The organism is Rhodococcus sp. P4_F3_2 (genome assembly GCF_056401335.1).
Genome location: NZ_JBFUJN010000008.1, coordinates 1 through 23,769, shown reverse-complemented (window position 1 = coordinate 23,769; position 23,769 = coordinate 1). Strand labels below are relative to the sequence as shown.

The following is a 23,769-nucleotide window of genomic DNA, read 5'->3' as shown; positions in this document are numbered from 1 at the left end:
CCGGAACCATCAGGTGAATGCAATCACCGTGTCACCCCACGCCTCCCGGATCTCGCAATCCAGATCAGCGACGACGGCATCGTGCTTGTCGATCAACAGTGTCGAGCGTGTGTCGGTGTCGTAAGTGGGCCACCCCGGGTCCGCACCCAGTTCACGATCGGCTCCGGTGCCGTAATCACCTGCAGCTCTGGCGAAATCCAGCCACCTAGCCTGCATGCGCTCTGACACGTGACGCGCCGCGCTCAGCCCACCCAATTTGTAGGTGATGTCCCGCGCTCCGTGATTGATGTTGCCGAAGACGTAGGCAAGTTCGGTCCCGTGGGTCGCACCAATTTTCAGCGCCTTGAGCATCGGCGGCGCGTAGTCGAATCGGTACAACCAGGTCGGTGCAATCTTGCTGTGCGCCTCGGCAATCCACAGCGTGGGCAAACGAAATCCGAAGTCACGGGTCAGCCCGAGACCAGCGCCCAGCTTGGACAGCCCCGAATACGCGCCTTCGATCTGCGAATGATCGGGTAGCTCGAGCCCAGGGTGCTCGTCGGCGATCTCCGCGAACATCGACGTGATCACGACGGGATCGATCGGCATCAACGGCGATTTCATCATCCGGAAGAGCGAAGATTCGTCTTTGTTGGTTCCGATGATCAGCGGAATCGGGTGTGCACTGCCGTGACGGAACGCGCGCACCGGGTAATCAGGGAGCAGATCACCGTCGACGATCGGCGCGAACGCCAAAGTGCCGGGCGTCTCCTGAGGGACGCGAGCAAACAGTTCGTCTGACGGCCCGATCATGTCTTCGGCAGACGTGGACCGCAATAGACCCAGATCGCCACCGCCGCTGAAGATCTCCAGAAACAGCTTCGCGACGATCTCGCCACGTTCACTCCCGTACACCGAAGTGGCGGGGGAACTCTCGGCGATAGCGCGATGAAACAGGCCACGGGCGGACGGCACGGTCATCAGCGTCGTCACAGCGCCGCCACCTGCCGACTCGCCGAACAACGTCACCCGATTCGGATCACCACCGAAGGCCGCGATGTTGCCTTGAACCCATTGCAGCGCTGCAATCATGTCGCGGAGAGCGACATTGGGTTCGAAGGTGTGTTCTTCCGAGTTGAAGGACGAGAAATCGACGAAGCCGAACACACCGATGCGGTAGTTGATCGAGACGACGACAACGTCACCGTTCTCAGCCAATGTGGTTGCGTCGAAAAGTGGTTGGCTGGATGCTCCGCGAAAGTACGCACCGCCGTGAATCCAGACCATGACCGGTTTACCCGGCTCATCAGAGCCGACGGGGCCCGGCGCCCATACGTTGAGAAACAGGCAGTCTTCATCCATCGGAACGTTCTCACCGAGCGGGATCATCGCAAGTCGACTTTGCGGTTCACACGGACCGAATTCTGTTGCGTCTTGAATCTCGGTCCACGGCTGTGGCGGAACGGGTGCGCGGAAACGCAACGACCCGACCGGAGGTGCCGCGTAGCGGATCCCCTTCCAACTCGATACCGCACCTTCCGTGGATCCACGAACCGGCCCGTACGTTGTCTCGACTACCGGCGCTTCGCTGGGTGTGATCGTCATTCGATTGCTCCTCGAGGATCCGTACCGGCCCTCAATGCTGCCAGCATCCGGTGCAAATCGGACATGTTTGCCGGATTCACTCTGCTGGCAGTCATGCAAGGCTATCGCCAGGTCATGCGCCGGATTTCGTGAACTTAGCCAACTCTCGCAATCGGACCAGATCCCAGGCATGCCTGGGCCTACGGACGCCCGGACGGTCTCGGGGGACTCTGACTCTCAGTGCCTGCGGGCTGACCGTGCACCTGACGGGAGTCGGCATCACCAGAGCCTCACCGTCGACGCCGACCGGAATCTCGTCGGTGTCGGCGTCGATGATCACCTCGAATCCGGTGCCCTGAGCCAGGCCTCGTTGATGCGCCCGATGGAGTAACCCGACGGCCTGACGGGCGCTGCCGACGGAGATCGCCACGATCCCGAGAGTGCCCCGGTCCAATCGCGGGCGATGACCGAGCCCCGCCAAGTCGTTCATCTCGTACGGTCCGTTGCTGACCAGAACCGCCTGTGGACCCACCGCGGACACGCTCGGGGAGCGCGCGGTCAGCACCGCTCCGGCGCGTCCGGCGAGCAGATCCGGGAGTTTCTGCAGGAAGGTGCTGGTTTTGGCGTCGCGGTACTCCGGACTCTGGACAACTTCGGCGTATGCCCCGAACGATGCGTTGTTGACGAAGGTTCGACCGCCGACATTACCCAGATCCACCGTCACCTCGACGCCGTCGACAAGAGCGTCGAGGCACCGTGACGGATCGTCGAGGTCGAGACCCAGATCCGCGGCGAAGTGATTGCGCGTCCCGGCGCTGACGACCAGGAAGGGCAGATCGTGTTCGGCCGCGACAGCGGCAACCAACGCCTGAGTTCCGTCGCCACCGGCAACACCGAGTAGGTCGGCGCCGTCCGCGACCGCCTGCCTGGCCAAGGCCGTCACGTCGATCTTCTCCGGCCCCTCGAGCAGTACGACCGTGGCCCCTCGTTCCTCGGCCTTGCGTTTCAAGTCGAACTTCTCGACCTTGCCACCGCCGGAGTTCGGATTCATCACGAAGAACGGTTTGGCGGGCGGCGGCGCCGGTCGCTCGACCACCGGCAGTTCCTTCTCCTCCCCCTCCAAAGCGGCGCGGGCGCAGATACCGGCTATGACGAACAATCCGATCGAGAGCAGCACCACCCACAAGAGGCGTTCTCGGATCAGGAAGGCGAGCACCACGATCGGCGTCAGAACCGCCACAGCCAACGAGATCCAGCGGAGGAATCCGCGGGTGGTCAGAAACCAGTACACCGCTACGACGCACACGACCACCCCACCGATCCCCAGGATCAGCATGGTCAAGGTTTTCAGTCCGGCGAAAATCAGGAGCACCACGACGGCAAGAACCAGCGCAGCAAATGCCGCGCGCGCCAACCAACTCTGTTTCGACGAGGGCCGATCCGTGCGGACAGGGGTCGTCATCGAGCCACCTCCCGCAGTTCGCCTCGTCGGATATTCAACTGTTGATATTGCCGTGTCTGTCTCCTCAGGACTAGCCAATTACCTACCCTCGGAAACCCACTTTTCCAGCGCTGATACTTTATGACGACACCTCGTCATAAAAAGGAGAAGGCCCGTGACAACACCGACGTCCGCAGCATGGGGATCTTCGGAGGAGCCTCTGACCGTGGTGCGGAAAGCCGGTCTTCACGGACTGCGGTGGACGGCCTGGCTGGCCGGCGCGACGGGCCTCGCACAATTGGTGTCGATCGGGCTGAACCTAACCGACACCGTCCACGGAATCGTCCCGACCACGTACCCGCCTGTAGACGTGGCCTGCAGCGTTGTCGCGCTCGTTCTCCTGGTCAGCCTGCTTGTCGGCCGACCCGACGGCCCCGCGATGTTGTCGGGTCTCGCCCTCCTCATGGCCATGCTGATGGCGCCGACCCTCCACAAACATGCACCCGAGTCGCTCTGGCTGGCGGGTGCACACGCCGTTTCGGTCGTCGCCGTCATCATGCTGTCCGTGATGACTTCGAGGTTCTCCAGTGCCGAGTTGGATCGGCCGTGACACCGGATTCACCTCTCTCACTTGCAGCCGAAGAATGGATCACCGATCTGACTGCCGCGGAGATGGAGCGATTGCGCAAACGCACGACGCTCACCGCCGCCGAGGCGCAGGAAGTCTGCCGATCCGTACGCTCGATCGCGCAGCAGATGATGCTTGTACCCGTCTCGATGTGGCAGGGTGATCCACGCCTTGTTGCGGATCTGTTCGACCTCCCCGTGACCATGAATCAGACACAGGAGGATCGACCATGCCGAAGCTGACCGGTGGCGCGACAACCGCAGAACACAAGATCGCGACCCGAGAAGCCATGTTGGACGCGTTCATTCGCGAACTTCACGAGCAGGGCTGGCAAAACGTGAAGCTGCAGACTGTGGCCCAGGCAGCCGGTGTCTCACGGACCGCGGTGTACAACTACTTCCCCGACAAATCTGCGTTACTGCTTGCCTGGTCCACCCGGGAGATGGACAGATTCCTGCTCCTGGCCGAGCGTGAACTCGCGGATCGCGAGAATCCTGTCGACCGAATCGAAATCCTCGTCAAACTGACGCTCGTCGAGTTCTCACTGCAGCGATTCACGGGAATCGCGTTGGTCGAATTGCTGTCTGCGCAAGATCGCGAAAGTTTCCTCGAACATATTGTCCCGCTGTCGGTTCTGGTAGAACAGCTCGTCCAGGAAGGTGTCGACGCCGGCGTCTTTGTCGATTCCGATGCTGCCGCGTCCGCGCAACTCATCCTCGCCTGCGTGGAAAGCCGTCGCCCGATGCTCATGGCCGGCGACCGAGTGGACACTGTCGTGGCGACCACCGTCCCGTTCATCATGCGCGCGTTGGGCGTCTCGTGGCCGACTTCCCTCACCGCCGATCCCACCGATCGGCCTGCTCACGATCGGTAGGATCGCAGGTATGCACTTCGACCTCCCGCCCATCGATCAGCAGGCCGAACGATTGATCGAACTCGGGGTACACGAGATGGCCGGGCTTTCTGCCGGCGACGTCAGGGCAGCCGCCGCAGCCGGACAAGGTGAGGTGGGACTGCTTACCGTGCACGAAAAACTCGCTCCAGCTTCCATTTTGACTCCCCTGCTCGAGCACAAGAACAAGCGGGGCTTCATTGTCGTCGACATGGCCGACGTCGATCTGTTCGCTCCTACCGAGCCGGCCGCGTTGCCTGATACCGCGATGTATCTGCTCGGTGAAGTCGACCGCGGGGATCACCTGGCCAATTGGAGCCCGGACGAAGCACTTCCCGCGATCGTTGATGCCGACCGTACGCCGCTGACCCTCACCGAAGGCATTCACTGGCTGTTGCAGCGCCCCGACGTCCTCGAACGCGGAAAGTGCTTCATGACGATCGGCTCCCGATTGCGTAAGCCTGACGGATCTTTCGACACCAGAACCCCGGCTGTGTGGATCAGCAACGGAACCGGCCGGGACGGCAAAGACAACCGCAACGCCCCGAAAGTCGGGTGGTGTTGGTGGGGTAACCGCCACACGTGGTTGGGGTTTGCATCGGCCGGCGGGCGGACGTCGCTCCCGGGTTAGAGCACGGTTGCGCGGTCGAATCGGTATCGATCCTTCCACGGCATCGCGTTCTCCAGCATTGCAGCGGCAGAGAGCAATTCTGCGTCGCAACCCCATTTCGCCGAGATCATCACGCCGAGTGGAACACCGTCTTCCGTCCAACCGAGTGGCAAGCTGATCGACGGGAATCCAGTTGCGTTGGCGACGATGGTGTTTCCCGTGAAAGCGACCATGTCGATCAGTTCGGTCGCGGGGTCTTCGTCATTACGTAGCTCACCGACTGCCAACGGCGGTGTTGTCACCGTCGGGGTGACAACAAGATCGGCGTCGGCGTAATCCAGGCTCCACCGCCGCGCCCATGCCTGAACAACTCCGATTGCCGCGGCCAGATCGCCCGACGGCACTTCGTTCGCTCGAACACGTAAGTGCTGCACTATCGGACGGAGAAGGTGTTCGTACTCTTCGGGAATGGGCTTGGTGCCGGCCAAAGACGAGAACATCGTGGTGAAGGCATCGACGAAGGCGTCGTCTCGGACCTGAGGTCGTTCGAACACGTTGTGTCCCAGGCTCTCGAGAACGACGCCCACCCTCGATACCGCCTCGGAGACTCGTGGGTCCACCGTGCCGCCGGATACCGAGCCATGAGCGAGGGCGACGGTCAGGGGGCGAGAGTGCGATCCTTCTGCCTGAACGACAAACTCTTCGAACGACTTCGGCCGGGGCGGGTGAATCGTCCCGGCGCCAGGTCGCGTCGCCAGAACATCCAGCAGTGCAGCGGTATCGCGAACCGTTCGGGCGATCGGCCCCTTGCTCGCAAAACCGAAGTTGTCGTGACCTGCCACCCCCATCGTGATCAGACCGCGACTCGGCTTGAGGCCCACGACTCCGCACGTACTTGCCGGTGAACGCAACGAACCGGCGGTGTCACTTCCCTGAGCAAACGGCACCAGACCAGCGCCGACGGCGGCCGCGGCGCCACCACTGCTACCGGCAGCACTTCGTGTGCGATCGAACGGACTGCGCGCGGGCGGAGCAACTTCCGGCTCGGTGTAACACGCTGCCCCGAACTCGGGCACCGTCGTCTTGCCGATATCGATCAGACCACCTTCTCGGATCGCCTCGACGATCTCGTCATCGGCGTCCGGCACGAAGTCCCGAAAGAGCGCCGACCCGAATGTCGTGCGGATGCCGCGAGTCGCGTCGAGGTCCTTGATGGCCGTCGGGACGCCGAACAGGCGCGGAAGCGGTCCGGCGTCCCGCTCGTCCAACCTTCGCTGGGCCTGCTCGGCGAGTTCGATCGCATGTTCCCCGGCGATCGTCGTGAATGCACCCACGTCATCGGAAGTGGTCGCACGATCGACGAAGTACCGTGCCACCTCGGGGATCGAGACCTGCTTCGCGGCGATCACTGCGGCGAGTTCGACAGCGGACAATTGATGGAGATCAGTCATGGGGCAGCACTCCTTGTAGGTCAATCGGCACTTGTAATTTCGATACGCGTATCGCTATTGTTGTCAGCATGGTATCCGAATCCGCCGGCTCCGCAAGGGCCGGTCGACCAAAAGCATTGAGTCACAGACAGATACTCGATGCTGCGGCCGAGATCGCCGATACGGACGGCCTGGACGCGGTCTCATTTCGAGTGCTCGCCGAGCGACTGGGCATATCGCCGATGTCCGTCCACCGCACTACCGGCGGCATCGACGCGTTGAGGCGAGACCTGATTTCCACCCTCGTGGGAGAAGCCGTCTCGTCGATCGACTGGCCGACCGACTGGCGCGGGGTTGCCCGCGCGTTCGCCTACGGTCTACATGACCTTCTGATGAGGCATCCTCTCGTTCTGGAAGCCCATCGGCAGGCATCACTGGAAGCGCCCGGCGCCGACGATACCGCCCACCGAGTCGTGCGAGCGCTTTCGCAGGCCGGCCTCGATGACGAACAGGCCACTTACGCGTACGGCGCCGTGCATGATTTCGTGACCGGACACGTCGCAATTCAATTGGGACGCGGAGCTTTCGACAGTGCACCCGCCGATCGACGCGAGGCATCGGTGTTCGCGCTTCATCACGATCCCGCCCGAAGGTTCGAATTCGGAGTCACGCTCATTCTGGATGGCGTGGCGTCGATCGCGCAGCGAGGAAGCACAACATGACAAGTAGCGTGACGACAACCGAAATTCGTGGCACCTCGGGGCGCCGTATCGCGTTCTGCGAGTACGGCGATCCGACTGGCCGGCCGGTAGTCGTGGTTCATGGATCACCTGGCAGCCGATACGAGGGGCTCTCGCTCGACAACGCGGCTGCGACGGCGGGTCTACGGCTGATCGTCCCCGATCGTCCCGGTTTCGGGCGCACAGATCCACACGCGGACAGGGGATTTCATTCCTGGGACGACGACTACGTCACTCTGATCGATCATCTCGAGTTGGACTCGGCCACACTGATGGGTTTCTCCGGAGGCGGCGGTTACGCGCTCGCAGTCGCTGCGGCCGTACCCGAACGAGTCTCGAAATTGGTGCTGGCGTGCGCCATGATTCCCGGAGCCCCACGAGATACTTTGCGGCGCAGGATAAAACTGGTATCCGCGCTGTACTTTGCCGCCAACTGGGCTCCCCGCATGGCTGGTGCAATGCTTGCGGGAACCGGAGTGTTCTCCAAGTTGCGCAGCGACTCCGTCTCGATCTGGCCGGCCGCCGATCAGGCCGTCATGACCGACGAGTCGCATCGCCCTGCTCTCCAACTGGATTCATCCGAAGGGATCGCACAGGGCGGATCCGCAGGGGTTGTCGACTTGGCGAGGTATCGCCACGAGATGCCAGGGTTGCTTCAATCCATCTCGGTACCAACGGTTTTCCTGCACGGAACCGACGACAGGAACGTACCCATCGAAGTTGCCCGCTGGGCCCACTCGATGATCCCCCACTCTCGCTTCGAAGAGGTCAGCGGGGGCGGTCATCTGTTCGTAGTCGCAGACCCCACTCCACTCATTCGCGCCCTCACATAACCTCTTGACTCGAACTGATGTTCGAGTATTGTTGGGGGTGGGGATCGGGGGATTCAATGAGTGTTCTGTTGTCGGATGTGGTGTCTGGTTCTGCGATGGGGTTGCGCGGACGTCTGTGGCGGTTGCCTGCTTCTGAGTTGCGTGCTGCCGCTATCGAGGCGAGTGCGGAGATTCTTCGCCTCGAGGCTGTTCGAGTGGCCGTGGTGGACGAGTTGTCGATGCGTCCCGATGATCAGGTAATTGCCAGCCGCGGGGTGGGTGTGTGGTTGGCGGCGAACACGATGCTGCAAATCCGGGACGGGAAGAAGATCGCCGCCCTCGGTGCAGCGCTACGACCGTTTCCGGCGGTGGCGGCACGGTTCGATGTCGGGGACTGCTCCTTCGAGCACGCCGTGCTGATCGTGGCGTTCTGCGAATCACCACCGAAGGGAATGCCGGAGGAAGCGCTCCCTCGCTGTATCGACTTGTTGCTGGCCGCCGCTTCCGGTGTCGAGGCCACGACCACGAAGGTACGGAACGTCATCGCGACCTTGGAGCGAATCTTCGAATCCGATGAGATTCCACCCGCCGAAGACATCGACCGCAACGAGTTGCGGATCGCATCGACACTGAACGGCCGGGTGGTGGTGCGCGGCGAGTTCGACGCCCTCACCGGCGAAATGCTGCTCTCCGCCCTGTCGAATCTGACGATGCCCACCCCGGCACCCGATGGAACCCCCGATGCCCGGTCGGCAGCGAAGCGGACCGCGGACGGGTTCACCGAACTGATTCGGCGCTACCTCGACTGCGCCAAAACCGGCACCGACGGTGGTCAGCGTCCGCACGTGAACGTGCACATCAACGCGCGTGATCTTGCGGAGCACCGGGACTGCGCCGCCGCACCCTCGCCCGATGGTGTTGCTGTGGCTGTGTCGGATCTCGATGTCGGGCACATGCCCTGGCTCGGACCACTGTCCGTCTCGCAGACCAGACTCCTCGGGTGTGACTGCTTCCTGTCCACGGTGCTGCTCGACGGTCACGGCGCGCCGCTCGATGCGAAACCCGGGAAACGGTTGGTCACTGCCGAACAGCGAGTGGCGTTGATCGCCCGGGACAAAGGCTGCGCGTTCCCTGGTTGTGCGTGTGTTCCCGCGTGGACCGATGCGCACCACATCCGGCACTGGGCCAACGGCGGCCCGACCGTGATGAACAACCTTGTCCTACTGTGCCGTTCACATCATCGATTGATGCACCGCAAAGCCGGGTTCGTCGGGAAGTGGGTGATCCGCATCGGCGTCGACAACAAACCGTGGTTCATCCCACCACCCTCGATCGACCCGCAGCAGCACCCCCGACCGGCGAACACCACCTTCAAAACCTGAGGACGAACCTCAGGCACAACAGAACACGGCCCAGCACCGCATCGAAGGAGTCCTCGATGCGGTGCCGAAAGCCGTGCTCAGGCCTAGCCGGTGATCGTTCAGCCCAAGTCGGCGACGATCCGCTCGGCGAGCGGCTTCGACGAAGCCGGATTCTGGCCGGTGTACAGCTTCCGGTCCACCACGACATAAGGCGACCAGGCGTCAGCCTTCGAGAATTTGCCGCCCAACTCGCGTAGCCGAGTTTCGAGCAGCCACGGAGCCTTGTCCGCCAGACCAGCCTGCGTCTCCTCTTCATTGGTGAACGCCGTCAGCTGATAGCCGTCGAACAGCCAGCTTCCATCGGATCTCTGGGCAGGCAGAAGTGCCGCCGGTGCGTGACAGACCGCCGAAACCACCTTGTCGGCGTCCAAGAACTTCACCAGAAGCTCGCCGAAGGATGCCGACACTGCAAGATCTTCCATCGGTCCATGTCCACCTGGCACAAAGACCACGTCGTAGTCGGCAGCATCGGCGTTCTCCAGAATCTCCGGCGAATCCAGCACCGGCTGCAGATCGGCGATGTACTTGCGCATACGATCAGCGCCTTCTTGCCCGCCGTTGACCTCGGGCGCCAGGCTTCCCTCATCCACAACGGGGGCTTTACCGCCAGGCGTCGCGATCACGATGTCGTAGCCGGCCTCGACGAAAACGCGATGCGCCTCGACCAGTTCTTCCGCCCAGTATCCGGTTGGGTGGGCTGTCCCGTCGTTCAGCGTCCAGTGATCTGCAGAAGTGACTGCAAACAACAGCTTTGTCATCGCGCAACCTTTCGTCGTAGTCAGGAACCGTCGTAGTCAGGAACCGTCGTAGTTCAGGAACCGTCGTAGCCAGGAACCCCGAGACACGGAACCCCGGCGAACGCTCCCTTGGATGAAACGCACTCAACCGGAGGGAATTCCGCATCGGCCGTTCCAGTGCGACTTCTCACCAACGGGGCATGCAACCCGTCATACCCACATTCCAGCTCGGATATTGGGTCGAACAGTGCGATCAGGTCAGTACGAAGGCCACGGCAAAAAGTGTCCAGGCGGCAGCAAGAACCGTCGACGCCGCAGTAACTGCCCCGGTCACGGCAGGTCGAGTGCTGCAGTTGCGCGCCGCGATGATCCCGACGGTCATCAAGGTCAGCGCCATCAGGAATGACAGAACCACGATCTTCACCAGCAACCCCTTCGACGTCGGCCAACAGAACCGGAGACCATTTAGATAGTACACAAATAGATCGTGCATTAATCAAATGGAATCAGTCAGGTACCTCTTGACAACATTCGATTGAAACTGTCAGGCTAAACCTGACGAATGGAGAATTTCTTATGCAAGATCTGATCGAGACCGCCCTGACCGCAAAGATCGAGACCGCCGCAACTTCGACGGCTAACGTCGCAATCTCCGAGGCCGGCGCGCAGGCGGACAAGATTGTCGGAACGGATCCATTACCTGGCAGCCCCGAATGGGAGGCAGAACAGGACACCGACATCCCGGCGCAGCGTCAGATGGCTTGGCAGTTGGCAAGTTTCCGGATCCAGCTCGCCGCAGGCATCGATTCGACGGCAAGCGTCATGAGCCTGCGAAGATTCGGCGCAACATGGGCAACCATCGGCCGCGCTGCCGGAATGACCCGTCAGTCCGCGCATGAACGGTGGGGTCGACGTGTATCGGACATGCTCGATCCTTACGGAGTCGGAATGCCGCCCATGGTGCCGAACGATGATCCGACTCAGCCCTGACTACCAATCGTGTGACTACTGATCCGACAGCAGCGCATCCGCTTTCGCGACCAATACTGCACGCTCACGCTCATTTCCGGCCAGCCTCGCTGCTTCGAGGAGTTCGGTTCTAGCCTCCTCGGATCGGCCGAGCTGACTGAGCAACTCCCCCCGAACACTGGGAAGCAGGTGGTAGTCGGCCAATTCACCTGAAGCGACAAGCTTGTCGACGAATTCGAGCGCAGGGCCAGGACCGTATGCCATGGATACCGCCGCCGCATGATTGAGGTCGACCACGGGCGATGGCGCCAGTTGCGCCAGAGCCTCGTAGAGGATGACTATCTTCTTCCAATCGGTGTCATCGATAGTTGCTGCTCGCGCATGACATTCGGCTATCGCTGCCTGCAAACCGTACGGGCCACGTCCACGCCCGACGGCGTCAGCTCGTTCCAGCGCCGCAAGCCCACGCGAGATCTGTAGGCGGTCCCACCTAGTCCGGTCCTGGTCCGCCAGCAGGATGGGCGCACCTGTCGAGGTTGTCCGAGCGCCGAATCTCGAGGCTGTCAGCTCCATCAACGCAACAAGGCCGTGTACCTCGGATTCCCCGGGGACCAATTCGGCGAGTATTCGCGCGAGCCGCAGAGCTTCAGCACTCAGGTCCGCCCGCATCCACTCGTCCCCCGAGCTGGCTGCATAACCTTCGTTGAACACCAGGTACAGGACTCCGAGGACGGCGCTCAACCTGCTCGAAAACTCTTCTCGTCCTGGAACTTCGAAAACCGCTTTCGAAGCGGTCAACGCCTTCTTCGCACGGACTATCCGCTGTTGAACTGTCGCGGTCGGCGTCAGGAACGCCTTCGCAATTTCTTCGGTTGTCAACCCGCCCACCACCCGAAGAGTCAGGGCCACCTGCGCTTTTCGATTCAACACCGGGTGACAGGCGATGAACATCAGCCGGAGGACATCGTCGTCGATCCGATCCGGATCCCAGCTGACGTCGTCGAAATGCGAAGCGTCGTTCTCGAGTTCACGCGCAAAGTGGGCGTAGCGCTCGTCCAACCTCTCACGTCGTCGCCACCCGTCGATTGCTCGACGCGTCGCAACGGAAGTCAGCCAGGCAGCGGGATTTCGGGGAACTCCGGTGGCAGGCCACTGCTCGACAGCTTCGAGCAGAGCCTGCGCTGCCAGGTCTTCGGCGAGATCAAGATCTCCGACGGTGCGAGTCAACGTGGCGACGATCTTCGCGGATTCGATTCGCCAGACCGCGTCGACAGCCTTTCTCGTTTCTTCTCGCACCGCCTCGTCGGTCATGGTTCAGCCTGCGACCGGACGATCGGTACCGAGCTCTTCGCGCCAGCCGGCTTCCTTCTGGATGTACTCGTTGTCCTGATCGAAGTCCGACATCTCGCTCACGCGGCGCACCTCGAGCTTGCTTCCCGGCCCGAGCGGGCAGCGCTTCGCCCATTCCAAGGCTTCGTCTTTGGTCGACGTCTGAATGATCCAGAATCCCGAGAACAACTCCTTCGTCTCGCCGTACGGGCCATCGGAGACCAGCGGCGGATCGGACTCGAAATCGACGATGAATCCCTCCTCCATCGCCAATCCCTCACCCGCCAGCAAGACACCGGCCTTGATCAAGGATTCGTTGTATTGCCCCATCGCGGCGATGATCTCGTCGAAGTCCATGTCCTTGGATGCTTCGATGGCTTCGTCGGTGGAACGCATGATCAGCATGTACTTCATGAGAATCTCCTTCGTTTGTGGACCGCTCATTCGGTCCCTCTGCCTACACGTCGAACGGCAAAGACGCCGATCGACAAACTTCCGAAACTAATTTTCGAAGGACAAATCCGCCGGTCGAATACGTTGCCCACGGTATCGGCAGAAAGGTCGTCTGGCAGCTCAGAAATCGAGAAATCCTGGCACGACTTCAACGGCGTGCCCGGCCGCGTCAGCGCTCCCGTAGAAATACACCGAGCCGTAGCCAAACAGGTATTCCTCGACGAACTCGGGTTGCGGCTCGGCAACCACCGGCCATCCCTCTTCATTGATCTGGAACAGGAAGCGATGCCCGTCCGCCTCGACGGTATCGGCGTAGGACGGTTCATTTTGTATGAGTACCGGTTGCGGCGCGATCAACACCAACGGCATCACTTCGTCGTCTGCGGGAAGATTGACCAACGCCGCGCTCCCCAGGCCCTCGTGAGTGCCGGCCGATTCCGCACTTCGTGATGACGGCGGGTGCAGGACTGCACTGAACCCGATGTCCGGGTATTCGAGGTCGTCGTCGCCGATGGAGAATCCCCGACGGATGAAGACGGAAAGCTCTCGCGCACCGAGCCACGAAGCCGTGTGCGCCTCGAGCGTCAAGAGATACTCATGCGTCTGCAAAATCGGCTGACCAGCGAAAACCTGCGGCGGGCGTCCACCGATCCTGGACCCAACTTCCGAATCGCTCGAACCCACCCCGAGATGTACGCTGTCCACCGGCGTCATCCTAGGGAGATCCGACGCGCGTCGGAAGAAGACTTTCCGATTTCCTACAAACCACTGGTGACGTAGGCCACATTCAGGATCGATGATGAGTGCATGACAACATTCCCCACTCTCGACCCCGAACTCGCCGCAGCACTCACCATGCTCCCGAAGGTGGACTTCGCTGACCTCCCCAACGCGCGGGCCACCTACGACGCTCTGATCGGCGCCATGTTGGCCGACCTGCCATTCGACGGAGTCTCGCTTCGGGAACTGTCCGCTCCTGGCCTGGACGGCGATCCGGAAGTCACGATTCGTTTCTTCACCCCGGACAACACCGCCGGCCCTGTCCCCGTTCTGCTCTGGATCCATGGCGGCGGATTTGCAATCGGCACCGCTGAGTCCAGCGATCCATTTTGTGTCGAGGTAGCGCGCGAACTCGGATTCGCCGTTGCAAACGTGGAGTACCGCCTCGCCCCCGAAACCTCCTTTCCCGGTCCCGTCAACGACTGCTACGCCGCACTCCTCTACATCCACGCCCATGCCGAGGAACTGGGGGTCGATCCCAGCCGCATCGCAGTGGGCGGGCAGAGTGCAGGCGGCGGATTGGCCGCAGGCACTGTCCTCAAAGCCCGCGACGAGGGCGTTGTGCCCGTGGCATTCCAATTCCTCGAAATTCCTGAACTCGACGACCGTCTGGCGACTGTCTCGATGACGAACTTCGTCGACACACCGTTGTGGCACCGCCCCAACGCCATCCTGTCGTGGAAGTACTACCTCGGCGAGTCGTATTCAGGTCCCGAAGATCCTGACGTCTCCATTTACGCTGCGCCGTCCCGGGCGACCGACCTCACCGGTCTGCCGCCGACCTACCTGTCCACCATGGAACTCGACCCGCTCCGCGACGAAGGAATCGAATACGCCCTTCGACTGCTGCATGCGGGAGTCAGCGTCGAATTGCACTCCTTCCCCGGAACCTTTCACGGGTCGGCACTAGTGGCGACCGCAGCAGTCAGCGAAAGAAGTGCCGCCGAAGCCCTCACTGCGCTCCGGAGAGGGTTGCGTTCGCTGTCGCCTGTCTCGTAGCGTTGCGAGATGCAAGGACTGATGTACCGGCTTGCCGAGCTCGATGCAGACTCGGCAGGCCTGGTACGTGTCATCGATTACTTCGACACGCTCGTGCGGCACGGCTCCGACACCGCATCTCTGCTTCGCGCGAGCGCGCAGTTGGCGGACTGCGTTGTAGGTATCGAGATCGTGGAACACGGTAGAAGCAAGAAGAATTTGCGCCGTTGTGACCCACGCGGCCGATGGTCGCCCGAACCCCAGTTCCCTCCGAGCATGGCCAGGGACATCGCTGTAGACGACGAGGTTCTCGGGAAAGTATGGATCGAGCGTCCTGGTGCGCACTTGCCGCTCGACGAAATGCTCGTCGACCGAATGGCCCTGACCGCGGCGATAATCCTGCAACCCCGACGCTTGCCTACCGAAGCCGAGCACACTCGAAATCTGTTGTTCCCGATGGATGAACTCGCGGTGCTCACCTCCTGCGCCGGTCTCGGTATCGAACCCCAAACCCCAGTCCGCGTCATGGCAACCAAGGCAGTCTCAGACACGGCCGGCGGCACTGCACACCTTGTTATTTCGCAAGATTGCACACCTGGCAAAGCTGTTGGGATAGAAGCTGATGGCGAGTATCTGAATCTCGTGGCGGGTTCGTTTGCACCGACACCCGAGCTGTCCGAGTCAGCACTGTCGTCATCCATTCGCGCCGGAATATCTTTGGCTGCTTCCGCTTCCGAAGTGAATACAATACTCACCACTGCACGATTCGCTCGTGCACAGGCGTCAGCAACAACACCGATCGTGAACGCCGACGATCTCGGCGCCCTCAACCTCCTGGCACCGGGATCACACATCGATCACTCGCGAATACCGGATCTGGTTCTTGCCGAAGAGATCGGCGATACCAAACAGGGATTAGAACTACTCGAAACCTTGAGGGCATACCTGCAATCCGGAACATTGAGGGCCGCAGCCGATTCCATGCATCTTCATCACAGCAGCGTTGCGCACCGATTGGCGAAGCTGTCCCAGCACGTCGGATTCCACGTCGACACCATCGAGAACCGGGCACGCGCAACGGCCATGATGCTGGTCCTCGATGGCGGATAGGGCCCACCGCGCATCACTTGTGCTACACAGTGGTTGACGATCTTTCGCGTTCGGCGAGCGCAACGAAGGGTGCAAGCGCGGGATTCGGGTTGTCCGGACGGTAGGTCACGGCAACTTCGAGAGTCGGCTGCATACCGGCGATCTCACACAGATGAATACCCGGGATTCGGAGCATCCGGGCCCGCCCCTGCGGGATCGGCGCAATTCCCACCCCGTCCGAGACGGCGTGCAAAACCTGCTCGTCGTCAGCCTCGAATCGAACGATATTGGGAGTGCTGTCGGGCCAAAGTTGTTCGAGCGTACGCGAATACATCCCGGGCGCATTCGCCTCGGGCCAGAATACGACGGGGATGTCCACCAGATCTCCGAGTTCGAGTGTCGTTCGATCCCCGAACGGATGATCCACGGGAACGGCGACCAGGATAGGTTCGGTGTCGAGGACGATCAGGGGAAGTTCACGATCGTCGTCATCGAGCGGCGGTCGCACAACCGCGATGTCGACGGCTCCGGTTCGGACGAGGTCGACAGTCTGCGCCGAAGTGCCCCGGTGCACGACAACTTCGACGCCTGGATAGAGCTTGCGATAAGTGCTGACCAGATCCCCGACGGCGCCACCCGCCCACGACCGGGTGTACGCGATGCGCAGTTCCCCGTCCACACCGCGTGCAGCCAATCGAATTCGTTCGACCGCCCGGTCTGCGCACCCGAGCAAGAAGCGTGCCTCTCGTACCGCTACCCGCCCCGCGTCGGTGAAAGTGAACTGCGGACCTCGGCGGTCCACCAGAGGAACTCCGAGTTCGCGCTCGAGAACCTTGATCTGCTGACTGAGTGCAGATTGCGCCACGTGGACGTTCGCGGCGGCGCGAGTGAAGCTGCCGTGATCCGACAGAGCAATCAGATAGCGTGCGCGCTGCAGGTTCATACGGCGATTATAAGAAGAACAGATGGTGGTGTCACTACTTGGTCTTGGACAGCGCATCACCTGAGGTCGGAGGATCGAGTGCAGGTTGTTCCACCGCTCGTCTCCCGAAAAACTGTCCCCCGAACGATCACAAGGTTGAACATGAGCCCCCGAACACTCGTCGAAGCACGCGAACCTGCAACGGACGCGAGGTTCCTCGACGCCCTCGCAGAGATCATCGACGCCCTCGCAGAGATCGTCGGCGAAGCGCACGTCCTCACCGATCCAGAGCTGATCGAGGGTTACACACGCGACTGGACGGGACGTTGGATCGGTGACGCAATAGCTGTGGTCCGTCCGGCCGACACCGCCGAAGTGTCCGCCGTCGTCACGACCTGCTTCGAGGCCGGGATTCCCATCACCCCACAAGGTGGAAATACCGGACTGGTCGGTGGCGGAATACCGTCGGCTGGATCAGTGGTGCTGAGCACCAGGCGCTTGGATTCGATCGAGACCGTCGACCCCATCGGCCGGACAATCGCGGCCGGTGCGGGCGTGACCGTCGCTCGCGCCGACCTGGCGGCCTCCGCACACGGCCTCCGATTCGGAATCGATTTGGCATCAAAGGAATCCGCGACCCTCGGCGGCATCGTCGCAACCAACGCCGGTGGTACCCGCATGGTCCGATACGGAAATACACGGGCACAGATACTCGGGATCGAGGCAGTACTTGCCGATGGTTCGGTACTGAGTAGATGGACTCCACTCGTCAAAGACAATGTCGGATACGACATCCCAGGGCTTCTTGCGGGCAGTGAGGGAACGCTCGCGATTGTCACCAAGGTCCTGATGAAGTTGGTCACCCCGGCGACCGACACCCAGGTCGTGCTCGCGGGTGTGCGCGACGTCGATCAAGCGCTGCAGCTGTGTAATCGAGTGCGCCAGAGCGGGTTGACCGTCGAAGCCGCCGAAATCATGACCGACGACGGCATCTCCCTCGTCTGCGCACACACCGATGCCCGTCGCCCGTTCGGAACACCGTCACCGATGTACACCCTGATCGAGGTGTCATCGCCGCGCGAGACGGAAGAGTCACTCCTCGAAGTTCTCTCCGCCTCTGCCGATCTCATCGAGGACGCGACAGTCGAGCCTGGCCCCGCTCGAAAGCTGTGGACTCTGCGAGAAAGCCATACCGAAAGCATCAGCGCTTCATCGACGACTCCGGTGGTCAAACTCGACATCTCCGTCCCCTTGTCCGTGATGGGCATGTTCATCGAGAGCCTCCGCGAAGTACTCACCGAACGATTCGTCCATGTGCGTCCAATGTTGTTCGGACACTTCGCCGACGGGAATATCCATGTGAATCTTCTTGACGCCGAACCGAGCATCGCACACGAACTGACCGATACGGTCTTCGAACTCGTCTCCGCCCATCACGGAAGTATCAGCGCCGAGCATGGGATCGGTCGCGCGAAGTCACCGTGGATAGCGCTGGGGCGCACGGAAACCGACATCACCGCCATGAAGCTGATCAAATCGTCCTGGGATCCGCGTGGAATCCTCAATCCTGGAATACTGTTGCCCGAAACGGTCGGGTAAACAAAAAGGGGTCTCGTGCAGGATCTTTACGTCGTCACTCATCCTCATGCCGAACACACAGCACAGGACATCGTCGGAGGTTGGCACAATTCGGTTCTCACGCCCGCCGGCAGGCGCGATGCAGAGTTGATCGCCGAAGAGTTGAAACGTCGACGCGCAGGAACTTCGCGCCCGATCAGCATCACCTCTTCCGACCTCGAACGGTGCGCCGAGACATCCGCGATCATCGCCCGGACACTCGATGTTCCGGCGACAACAGACTCTCGATTGCGCGAAATCAGCTTCGGAGAAGCCGAAGGGCGCCCGAACTCGTGGCTGGCCCAGCGGCAGGTTCCGGCTCCTGACGACAACCGCCTCGATCACCGTGGCCCCGTTGCCGGTGCCGAAACCCGCCGCGACATCGCATCAAGGGTCGGCGAGTGCATTCGCGAACTGATGACCGAACTCGACCACGATCACGTGGTCGTAACACACGGATTTGCACACACATTCGTCGTCTCCGCTTGGCTGCAGATCCCCGTCGAAGCCACAGGGTTTGCGACCTTCGCGACCACGCCCGGGGCCATCACACATCTCCAACACGACGACTACTGGCGCAATCGAACTCTCGCGCAACTAGCTGATACGACGCACTTGGCCTGTGGCACGATGGCCTGATGCGCCATGTCTCCGACGACGAACGCCGTGCACGCATAGGAGTACGTCACGCGCTGGCGCCTTCGTTCCGCGTCGATTCTCCGGAAGCTGCCACTCGGGCGATGACGGTACTGCACGCCACCGAGTCAGCGACGGTCTATCTGTCTTGCTGGGCGAGGGTTCGGTCATTGGACGCCGCCGACGTCGACAACGCGTTGTACGACCAACGCAGTCTCGTGAAGCAATTGGCTATGCGCCGCACGCTCTTCACGTTCCCCCGAGACTTGCTGCCGGCCGCGTGGTCGAGTGCGTCCGCCCGCGTCGCGAACACCGAGCGCACACGAATGGCCAAGGATGTCGTCAAGGCCGGAATCGCCGTCGACGGCAACGACTGGCTCGATCGCGCGCGGGCGGAGGTTCTGACACTGCTCACCGATGCCCCTGAAGGACTTTCCGCACTCGAGGTCCGTCAGGCAGTACCGATGACAGACGTCAAGGTCGAGGGTTCGGCAGGCGAAATCTGGTCGGCACCCAGGGTTCTCACACACCTCGGGGCGACCGCAGACATCATGCGCGGCGCCAACACCGCCCGATTCCCCGTCTCACGCCCACTGTGGACTCTCACTCGACACTGGCTCGACGACGCCCCCATCGATCTCGAATCTGCAGACGGATACCGAGAAATAGTCCGACGCTGGCTCCACTCCTTCGGACCGGGGACCGAAGACGACATCGTCTGGTGGCTGGGCTCGACCAAGACGGTCGTCCGGGCCGCCCTCGCCGAACTCGAAGCCGTTGCAGTCTCACTCGACGGAGGCGACACCGGCTGGTTACTACCGGATGACGTCGCCACGGTGCCTGATCCAGGTCCTTGGGTGGCACTCCTACCGGTGCTCGACCCGACGATCATGGGGTGGAAGAACCGTGACTTCTATCTCGGCCCGCACCGCAACCAACTCTTCGACACCCGAGGTAATGCCGGCACCACAGCTTGGGTCGACGGTCGTGTCGTGGGCTGCTGGATCCAAGACGCCGCCGGAGTGGTCCACGTTCGAGTACTCGAATCCGTGTCCGCGGATGCGCAACGGGCGCTCGACGCCGAGGCAGTTCGCCTGACCGAGTGGCTGGGTGGCGTCAAGATCGGCACCGGTTATGTCTCGCAGGCTATGAAGCAAGCGGTTGGAATTGCTGCAGCTACGCCTTGACGACGTAACCAGAACACTGTTCTAGCTGGTCTTTCTGCTGACGCCATCCATGGGCGGTAAGGCAACCATCGACAAGTGTACGAAACGTACAGTACACTTTGTCAGTCAGTGATTGACCGATCTAGGAGGTTCCATGGAGGGTCAAGCAGTTCGTGAATACGGTGCGTTCATCAACGGAGCGTTCCGAGCCATGGGCACATCCACATTCGAGGCGCGTGACGCCGCTTCCGGCGCTCTACTCGCCACACTGTCTCGGTGCGGGCCCACAGAGATCGACGACGCGGTCGAAGCCGCCAGGCGGGCATTTCCTGCATGGTCGAACCTGACCGCTGAAGAACGATCCGCCAAAATCTTGCAGTTTGCCGCGCTCGTGGAGGATCAGGCCGAAGAGCTTGCCCAGCTCGAATGTATGGATACCGGGCGCCATATCAGTGAGATGCGCGAGGACTATCGAGCCGCCGTCTCACATCTGCGATACTTCGCGTCAATCTCGTTGGCCCACCATGGCTTCGGCCGCGAGTTGGCATCGGGATACCTGGTCGCGAAGCGAGTGCCATTGGGCGTATGTGGACAGATCATTCCCTGGAACGATCCCGTGGTAATGACGGCGTTCAAGATTGCACCTGCTCTGGCTGCGGGAAACACAGTGGTCCTCAAACCTGATGAAAATGCTTGCGTTTCCGTCATGGAGCTGGCCAGGATCGCCGCCGACGTGTTTCCCGCAGGCGTTTTCAATGTTGTCCCTGGTCTTGGCGAGGAAGCCGGCGCAGCCCTGATAGACCATCCGAAGGTCAGCAAACTCGCTTTCACCGGAAGCACCGAAGTCGGCCGACTCGTGGCACACGCCGCAGCCTCACGGCTGATCTCGACCACGCTCGAACTCGGAGGCAAAAGTCCCAGCATCGTGTTTCCTGATATCGAGGACATCGATGCAGTGGTCGCCGATGCCACCGCAGGTGTCCTCATGTGCAACGGCCAATCCTGCTTGGCCGGAACACGTCTCTTCATCCACGAGGACATCTATGACACCTTCGTGGAAAAACTCGTCGCAGGATTCCGATCGTTGCGAGTCGGGCCGCCACTGAACGAGGACACCGAACTGAGCGGATTGATCCACCAGGAACACGCCGAACGTGTGATCTCCATGATCAGATCCGGTATCGACGAAGGCGCACAACTACTTACAGGCGGTGATCTGGTAGAAGTGCCGGGATTCGAAGCCGGAAACTTCGTCGCGCCGACGATTCTCGAGGTCGCCAACTCGATGCGAATCGCACAGGACGAAATATTCGGACCTGTCCTGTGCGTCCTCAGATGGAACAACTACGAGCACGTGATCGCAGAAGCCAATGACACTCCGTACGGTCTCGCTGCTGGGATTTATACCTCCAACCTGAAGAACGCGATGGAAACCGCGGATCGTCTTGATGCGGGCTGTGTCTGGATCAATCAGTACTTCAATCTGGGAGGCGGTGTCCCCTTCGGGGGATTCAAGGAAAGCGGCCTGGGGCGAGAGTTCTGCCTCGAGACGCTCAACGAATACACCCAACTCAAATCCATCACTGTCGCCACGTCGACGCCCACGACAAACCAAGGAAGCACAAATTGAAAATCTCGGGAAATACCATCTTCATTGCCGGCGGAACCTCCGGTATCGGCCTCGCACTTGCAGTGGGATTGCAGAACGAGGGGAACAAGGTAATCGTCGGAGGGCGTCGATCCGCTCTGCTCCAAGAGATCTCGGACAAGTACCCGGGCATCAGCACGGTCGTCATCGACGTGGACGACCCGAGATCCATTCGAACCGCACATGAATCCGTCACGGAGGAATTTCCCGATCTGAACGTCCTCGTGACGATGTCGGGAATCATGTACCCGGAAGACTTGAAGAACCCGGACTTCCTCGACATCGCCGAGAGAACGGTCACGACAAACCTTCTCGGAACAATTCGCTTGGCCGGCCAGTTCATCCCGCATCTGATGACGAAGCCCAATGCCACCATCGTCACCGTCTCATCCGCCGTCGGCTTCGTCCCGCTGCCCGTCACGCCCACGTACAACGCGACAAAGGCGGCGGTTCATCTCTTCACCGAGAGCATGCGCGTACAACTCGCCGATACCTCGATCCGGTGCATCGAACTCATCCCGCCAGGAGTCCGCACCACGCTGATGGGTCAGGAGAACTCGGAATCAGCTCTGCCACTTGATGACTACATTGCCGAGACCATCGGCCTACTGAAGGCGCACGACGACGCCACGGAAATCGTGGTCGACGCCGCCAAGCCGCTTCGCAACGCCGAGATCAACGGTGAGTACCAGCTAGTACTGAAGATGCTCAGCTGACACCCGAGTGTTGAGGCACATCGCAGTGCGGGGAGGGCAATTCGCCCTCCCTGCGCTGCGGATTCTCAACGGAGAACCCGTCTATGCACCACTGCGGAGTCCACGAACTGCGTGATCGATGATCGAGCGCACAGTGTTGTCGTCGATACCCGCGTGCCCGACCAACATCCGGTAGATCAACGGCCCGAAGAACAGATCGATCGCTTCCTCGGTGTCGATGTCTTCGCGAAAGTAGCCGGAATCCACACACCGCCGAATCAGTGCGGCGAAACCCCGACGACGTTCGTCGAGGAAGAAAGTGCGGAAGTATGCCGCCGTCGTCGGATCGTTGGCACACGCGCCGACAAGTTCGGCAAAGATCGACCCGAGTGGACCTCGGTAGAACTTTCCGATGTCACCTAGATAGTCGTTCAAATCGGCTTGCGCACTATCGGTCTCGGGAAATGTCAGATGACGAGCCATGAGCACGCCGAATGCTTCAGCAGCGATAGCTTGCCGCGACGGCCAGTGCCGATACAGAGTCACCTTGCTGACACCGGATTGTTCGGAGATCGCATCGATGGTCGCGGCCTTCATTCCACCGGATTTCAGAAGAGCTTCTGCTGATCTGAGGGCCTTCTCGTGAGCCGCCTCACTACGTGCACCGCTCGGAGGAGTCAGCAATCCCGTCTCGGCATCACCCGATCCCCGAAACACGCCGTCGTCGGGAGCGCGCTTACCCATGTCCACTCCTTAGTCCTTCAAGACCTTGCAGCACAGAGCATTTCCCGGCATCGGAGGACCCGGCACAGCCCAAGGCAGCAACTTGTCGCGATAGCTACTAGTCGTATCGTACACATGGCGCCCTGGACCGAATCAGCATGGTCACAACAACAAGCCCAATCTGATTGCGTCCGCGCATGATTCAAACAACCAGCGCAAGCCTCTCGTTTATTACTCAAAAGTAAGATAGCGTGTGGTCGTCATCACACCAGCCCGTCAAGTACCGAGAGACATACGAAACCGAAGGGTCGATCGTGGCATCGAGGATTCTCTTTCAGGGAGCGGTGGCGCTGACAGCCATTGCACTCACAGGCATCACGGCACCTACTGTCGCCGCGCAACCGTCGGCGGATTCCTTCTATCAGTACGACGGTTCGGCACCGCTGTCGTCGTATCAGCCTGGGGCCGTTCTCAAAACGAGGACCTTGCC

25 protein-coding genes are annotated in these 23,769 nt (G+C 61.1%); 15 read left to right on the top strand and 10 right to left on the bottom strand.

Features of this window, described 5'->3' with window-relative positions:
* Positions 1-9 precede the first annotated feature (9 nt).
* Positions 10-1,584, bottom strand: coding sequence for a carboxylesterase/lipase family protein (locus AC1DWA_RS10425; RefSeq protein ID WP_477845998.1), 1,575 nt, complete (start codon positions 1,582-1,584; stop codon positions 10-12).
* A gap of 112 nt (positions 1,585-1,696) precedes the next feature.
* The gene (locus AC1DWA_RS10420) at positions 1,697-3,025 is read right to left on the bottom strand and encodes a diacylglycerol/lipid kinase family protein (protein WP_020909604.1); all 1,329 of its coding nucleotides are present in this window, start codon (positions 3,023-3,025) and stop codon (positions 1,697-1,699) included.
* Between the two features lie 154 nt (positions 3,026-3,179).
* Between AC1DWA_RS10420 and AC1DWA_RS10415 the strand changes: the two genes are divergently transcribed.
* The 4 genes from AC1DWA_RS10415 to AC1DWA_RS10400 are packed head-to-tail and all read left to right on the top strand — an operon-like array spanning position 3,180 to position 5,155.
* Positions 3,180-3,614: a hypothetical protein gene (locus tag AC1DWA_RS10415; protein WP_031331451.1), complete on the top strand. Its 435-nt coding sequence runs from the start codon at positions 3,180-3,182 to the stop codon at positions 3,612-3,614.
* On the top strand, positions 3,611-3,874 hold the full coding sequence (locus AC1DWA_RS10410; protein WP_019745914.1) for a hypothetical protein: 264 nt from the start codon (positions 3,611-3,613) through the stop codon (positions 3,872-3,874). Before AC1DWA_RS10415 ends, AC1DWA_RS10410 begins: the two co-directional genes overlap by 4 nt.
* Entirely contained in the window at positions 3,862-4,506 is a 645-nt protein-coding gene (locus AC1DWA_RS10405) for a TetR/AcrR family transcriptional regulator (RefSeq protein WP_020909606.1), read from the top strand. The genes AC1DWA_RS10410 and AC1DWA_RS10405 overlap by 13 nt, the downstream gene beginning before the upstream one ends.
* Before the next feature lie 10 nt (positions 4,507-4,516).
* The gene (locus AC1DWA_RS10400; RefSeq protein WP_020909607.1) at positions 4,517-5,155 is read left to right on the top strand and encodes a DUF5701 family protein; all 639 of its coding nucleotides are present in this window, start codon (positions 4,517-4,519) and stop codon (positions 5,153-5,155) included.
* On the opposite strand, the gene AC1DWA_RS10395 is transcribed toward AC1DWA_RS10400, so the two are convergent.
* On the bottom strand, positions 5,152-6,585 hold the full coding sequence (locus AC1DWA_RS10395; RefSeq protein WP_477845997.1) for an amidase: 1,434 nt from the start codon (positions 6,583-6,585) through the stop codon (positions 5,152-5,154). The two genes, AC1DWA_RS10400 and AC1DWA_RS10395, sit on opposite strands and share 4 nt — an antisense overlap.
* Positions 6,586-6,653: 68 nt before the next feature.
* Here AC1DWA_RS10395 and AC1DWA_RS10390 point away from each other — a divergent pair, with 68 nt between their 5' ends.
* From AC1DWA_RS10390 to AC1DWA_RS10380, 3 genes are read left to right on the top strand one after another with little or no spacing between them, the layout of a single operon-like run.
* Complete coding sequence (locus AC1DWA_RS10390) at positions 6,654-7,286, top strand: TetR/AcrR family transcriptional regulator (protein WP_019745918.1); 633 nt, start codon at positions 6,654-6,656, stop codon at positions 7,284-7,286.
* Positions 7,283-8,137 (top strand): alpha/beta fold hydrolase, encoded by an 855-nt coding sequence (locus AC1DWA_RS10385; protein WP_256064056.1) that lies wholly within the window; start codon positions 7,283-7,285, stop codon positions 8,135-8,137. The genes AC1DWA_RS10390 and AC1DWA_RS10385 overlap by 4 nt, the downstream gene beginning before the upstream one ends.
* A gap of 56 nt (positions 8,138-8,193) precedes the next feature.
* Entirely contained in the window at positions 8,194-9,498 is a 1,305-nt protein-coding gene (locus tag AC1DWA_RS10380; protein WP_477845996.1) for an HNH endonuclease signature motif containing protein, read from the top strand.
* 98 nt (positions 9,499-9,596) lie between these two features.
* Here the strand turns inward: AC1DWA_RS10380 and AC1DWA_RS10375 are convergent, their stop codons facing one another.
* Together AC1DWA_RS10375 and AC1DWA_RS10370 are read right to left on the bottom strand one after the other, a co-directional pair.
* The gene (locus AC1DWA_RS10375; RefSeq protein WP_021345989.1) at positions 9,597-10,295 is read right to left on the bottom strand and encodes a type 1 glutamine amidotransferase domain-containing protein; all 699 of its coding nucleotides are present in this window, start codon (positions 10,293-10,295) and stop codon (positions 9,597-9,599) included.
* Positions 10,296-10,527: 232 nt separating this feature from the next.
* Positions 10,528-10,698, bottom strand: a complete 171-nt coding sequence (locus AC1DWA_RS10370) for a hypothetical protein (protein ID WP_021333309.1) — start codon at positions 10,696-10,698, stop codon at positions 10,528-10,530.
* A 152-nt stretch (positions 10,699-10,850) separates the two neighbouring features.
* On the opposite strand from AC1DWA_RS10370, the gene AC1DWA_RS10365 reads away from it, so the two are divergent.
* Entirely contained in the window at positions 10,851-11,264 is a 414-nt protein-coding gene (locus AC1DWA_RS10365) for a hypothetical protein (protein WP_269576684.1), read from the top strand.
* A gap of 15 nt (positions 11,265-11,279) precedes the next feature.
* Here AC1DWA_RS10365 and AC1DWA_RS10360 read toward each other — a convergent pair whose 3' ends face one another.
* The 3 genes from AC1DWA_RS10360 to AC1DWA_RS10350 form a co-directional block, all read right to left on the bottom strand.
* Complete coding sequence (locus tag AC1DWA_RS10360; RefSeq protein ID WP_477845995.1) at positions 11,280-12,554, bottom strand: RNA polymerase sigma factor; 1,275 nt, start codon at positions 12,552-12,554, stop codon at positions 11,280-11,282.
* 3 nt (positions 12,555-12,557) lie between these two features.
* A complete protein-coding gene (locus AC1DWA_RS10355; RefSeq protein ID WP_007735729.1) occupies positions 12,558-12,986 on the bottom strand; it encodes a YciI family protein in 429 nt (142 codons plus the stop codon).
* Positions 12,987-13,145: 159 nt separating this feature from the next.
* On the bottom strand, positions 13,146-13,739 hold the full coding sequence (locus AC1DWA_RS10350; protein ID WP_070385071.1) for a hypothetical protein: 594 nt from the start codon (positions 13,737-13,739) through the stop codon (positions 13,146-13,148).
* 93 nt (positions 13,740-13,832) lie between these two features.
* Here AC1DWA_RS10350 and AC1DWA_RS10345 point away from each other — a divergent pair, with 93 nt between their 5' ends.
* Both AC1DWA_RS10345 and AC1DWA_RS10340 read left to right on the top strand, forming a co-directional pair.
* Positions 13,833-14,804 (top strand): alpha/beta hydrolase, encoded by a 972-nt coding sequence (locus AC1DWA_RS10345; protein WP_021333307.1) that lies wholly within the window; start codon positions 13,833-13,835, stop codon positions 14,802-14,804.
* Between the two features lie 9 nt (positions 14,805-14,813).
* The gene (locus tag AC1DWA_RS10340; protein WP_477845994.1) at positions 14,814-15,893 is read left to right on the top strand and encodes a helix-turn-helix domain-containing protein; all 1,080 of its coding nucleotides are present in this window, start codon (positions 14,814-14,816) and stop codon (positions 15,891-15,893) included.
* A 22-nt stretch (positions 15,894-15,915) separates the two neighbouring features.
* On the opposite strand, the gene AC1DWA_RS10335 is transcribed toward AC1DWA_RS10340, so the two are convergent.
* A complete protein-coding gene (locus AC1DWA_RS10335) occupies positions 15,916-16,815 on the bottom strand; it encodes a LysR family transcriptional regulator (protein ID WP_046379565.1) in 900 nt (299 codons plus the stop codon).
* A gap of 141 nt (positions 16,816-16,956) precedes the next feature.
* Here AC1DWA_RS10335 and AC1DWA_RS10330 point away from each other — a divergent pair, with 141 nt between their 5' ends.
* The 5 genes from AC1DWA_RS10330 to AC1DWA_RS10310 all read left to right on the top strand — a co-directional run bounded on the left by AC1DWA_RS10330 (position 16,957) and on the right by AC1DWA_RS10310 (position 22,577).
* Positions 16,957-18,393: an FAD-binding oxidoreductase gene (locus tag AC1DWA_RS10330; protein ID WP_477845993.1), complete on the top strand. Its 1,437-nt coding sequence runs from the start codon at positions 16,957-16,959 to the stop codon at positions 18,391-18,393.
* Between the two features lie 15 nt (positions 18,394-18,408).
* A complete protein-coding gene (locus AC1DWA_RS10325) occupies positions 18,409-19,050 on the top strand; it encodes a histidine phosphatase family protein (protein WP_211918429.1) in 642 nt (213 codons plus the stop codon).
* On the top strand, positions 19,050-20,234 hold the full coding sequence (locus AC1DWA_RS10320; protein WP_477845992.1) for a winged helix DNA-binding domain-containing protein: 1,185 nt from the start codon (positions 19,050-19,052) through the stop codon (positions 20,232-20,234). Before AC1DWA_RS10325 ends, AC1DWA_RS10320 begins: the two co-directional genes overlap by 1 nt.
* Before the next feature lie 133 nt (positions 20,235-20,367).
* Entirely contained in the window at positions 20,368-21,843 is a 1,476-nt protein-coding gene (locus tag AC1DWA_RS10315; protein ID WP_037119932.1) for an aldehyde dehydrogenase family protein, read from the top strand.
* A complete protein-coding gene (locus AC1DWA_RS10310) occupies positions 21,840-22,577 on the top strand; it encodes an SDR family oxidoreductase (protein WP_021333299.1) in 738 nt (245 codons plus the stop codon). The genes AC1DWA_RS10315 and AC1DWA_RS10310 overlap by 4 nt, the downstream gene beginning before the upstream one ends.
* A gap of 81 nt (positions 22,578-22,658) precedes the next feature.
* On the opposite strand, the gene AC1DWA_RS10305 is transcribed toward AC1DWA_RS10310, so the two are convergent.
* Positions 22,659-23,300, bottom strand: coding sequence for a TetR/AcrR family transcriptional regulator (locus AC1DWA_RS10305; RefSeq protein ID WP_021333298.1), 642 nt, complete (start codon positions 23,298-23,300; stop codon positions 22,659-22,661).
* Positions 23,301-23,769 lie beyond the last annotated feature (469 nt).

Excerpts from the sequence above, each read along its gene's own strand:
- AC1DWA_RS10340 (WP_477845994.1), top strand. The coding sequence starts at position 14,814 with ATGCAAGGACTGATGTACCGGCTTGCCGAGCTCGATGCAGACTCGGCA.
- AC1DWA_RS10330 (WP_477845993.1), top strand. The coding sequence starts at position 16,957 with ATGAGCCCCCGAACACTCGTCGAAGCACGCGAACCTGCAACGGACGCG.
- AC1DWA_RS10405 (WP_020909606.1), top strand. The coding sequence starts at position 3,862 with ATGCCGAAGCTGACCGGTGGCGCGACAACCGCAGAACACAAGATCGCG.
- AC1DWA_RS10385 (WP_256064056.1), top strand. The coding sequence starts at position 7,283 with ATGACAAGTAGCGTGACGACAACCGAAATTCGTGGCACCTCGGGGCGC.
- AC1DWA_RS10345 (WP_021333307.1), top strand. The coding sequence starts at position 13,833 with ATGACAACATTCCCCACTCTCGACCCCGAACTCGCCGCAGCACTCACC.
- AC1DWA_RS10395 (WP_477845997.1), bottom strand. The coding sequence starts at position 6,585 with ATGACTGATCTCCATCAATTGTCCGCTGTCGAACTCGCCGCAGTGATC.
- AC1DWA_RS10375 (WP_021345989.1), bottom strand. The coding sequence starts at position 10,295 with ATGACAAAGCTGTTGTTTGCAGTCACTTCTGCAGATCACTGGACGCTG.
- AC1DWA_RS10350 (WP_070385071.1), bottom strand. The coding sequence starts at position 13,739 with ATGACGCCGGTGGACAGCGTACATCTCGGGGTGGGTTCGAGCGATTCG.
- AC1DWA_RS10380 (WP_477845996.1), top strand. The coding sequence starts at position 8,194 with ATGAGTGTTCTGTTGTCGGATGTGGTGTCTGGTTCTGCGATGGGGTTG.
- AC1DWA_RS10360 (WP_477845995.1), bottom strand. The coding sequence starts at position 12,554 with ATGACCGACGAGGCGGTGCGAGAAGAAACGAGAAAGGCTGTCGACGCG.
- AC1DWA_RS10420 (WP_020909604.1), bottom strand. The coding sequence starts at position 3,025 with ATGACGACCCCTGTCCGCACGGATCGGCCCTCGTCGAAACAGAGTTGG.
- AC1DWA_RS10355 (WP_007735729.1), bottom strand. The coding sequence starts at position 12,986 with ATGAAGTACATGCTGATCATGCGTTCCACCGACGAAGCCATCGAAGCA.
- AC1DWA_RS10390 (WP_019745918.1), top strand. The coding sequence starts at position 6,654 with ATGGTATCCGAATCCGCCGGCTCCGCAAGGGCCGGTCGACCAAAAGCA.
- AC1DWA_RS10425 (WP_477845998.1), bottom strand. The coding sequence starts at position 1,584 with ATGACGATCACACCCAGCGAAGCGCCGGTAGTCGAGACAACGTACGGG.
- AC1DWA_RS10320 (WP_477845992.1), top strand. The coding sequence starts at position 19,050 with ATGCGCCATGTCTCCGACGACGAACGCCGTGCACGCATAGGAGTACGT.
- AC1DWA_RS10365 (WP_269576684.1), top strand. The coding sequence starts at position 10,851 with ATGCAAGATCTGATCGAGACCGCCCTGACCGCAAAGATCGAGACCGCC.
- AC1DWA_RS10400 (WP_020909607.1), top strand. The coding sequence starts at position 4,517 with ATGCACTTCGACCTCCCGCCCATCGATCAGCAGGCCGAACGATTGATC.
- AC1DWA_RS10335 (WP_046379565.1), bottom strand. The coding sequence starts at position 16,815 with ATGAACCTGCAGCGCGCACGCTATCTGATTGCTCTGTCGGATCACGGC.
- AC1DWA_RS10315 (WP_037119932.1), top strand. The coding sequence starts at position 20,368 with ATGGAGGGTCAAGCAGTTCGTGAATACGGTGCGTTCATCAACGGAGCG.
- AC1DWA_RS10305 (WP_021333298.1), bottom strand. The coding sequence starts at position 23,300 with ATGGGTAAGCGCGCTCCCGACGACGGCGTGTTTCGGGGATCGGGTGAT.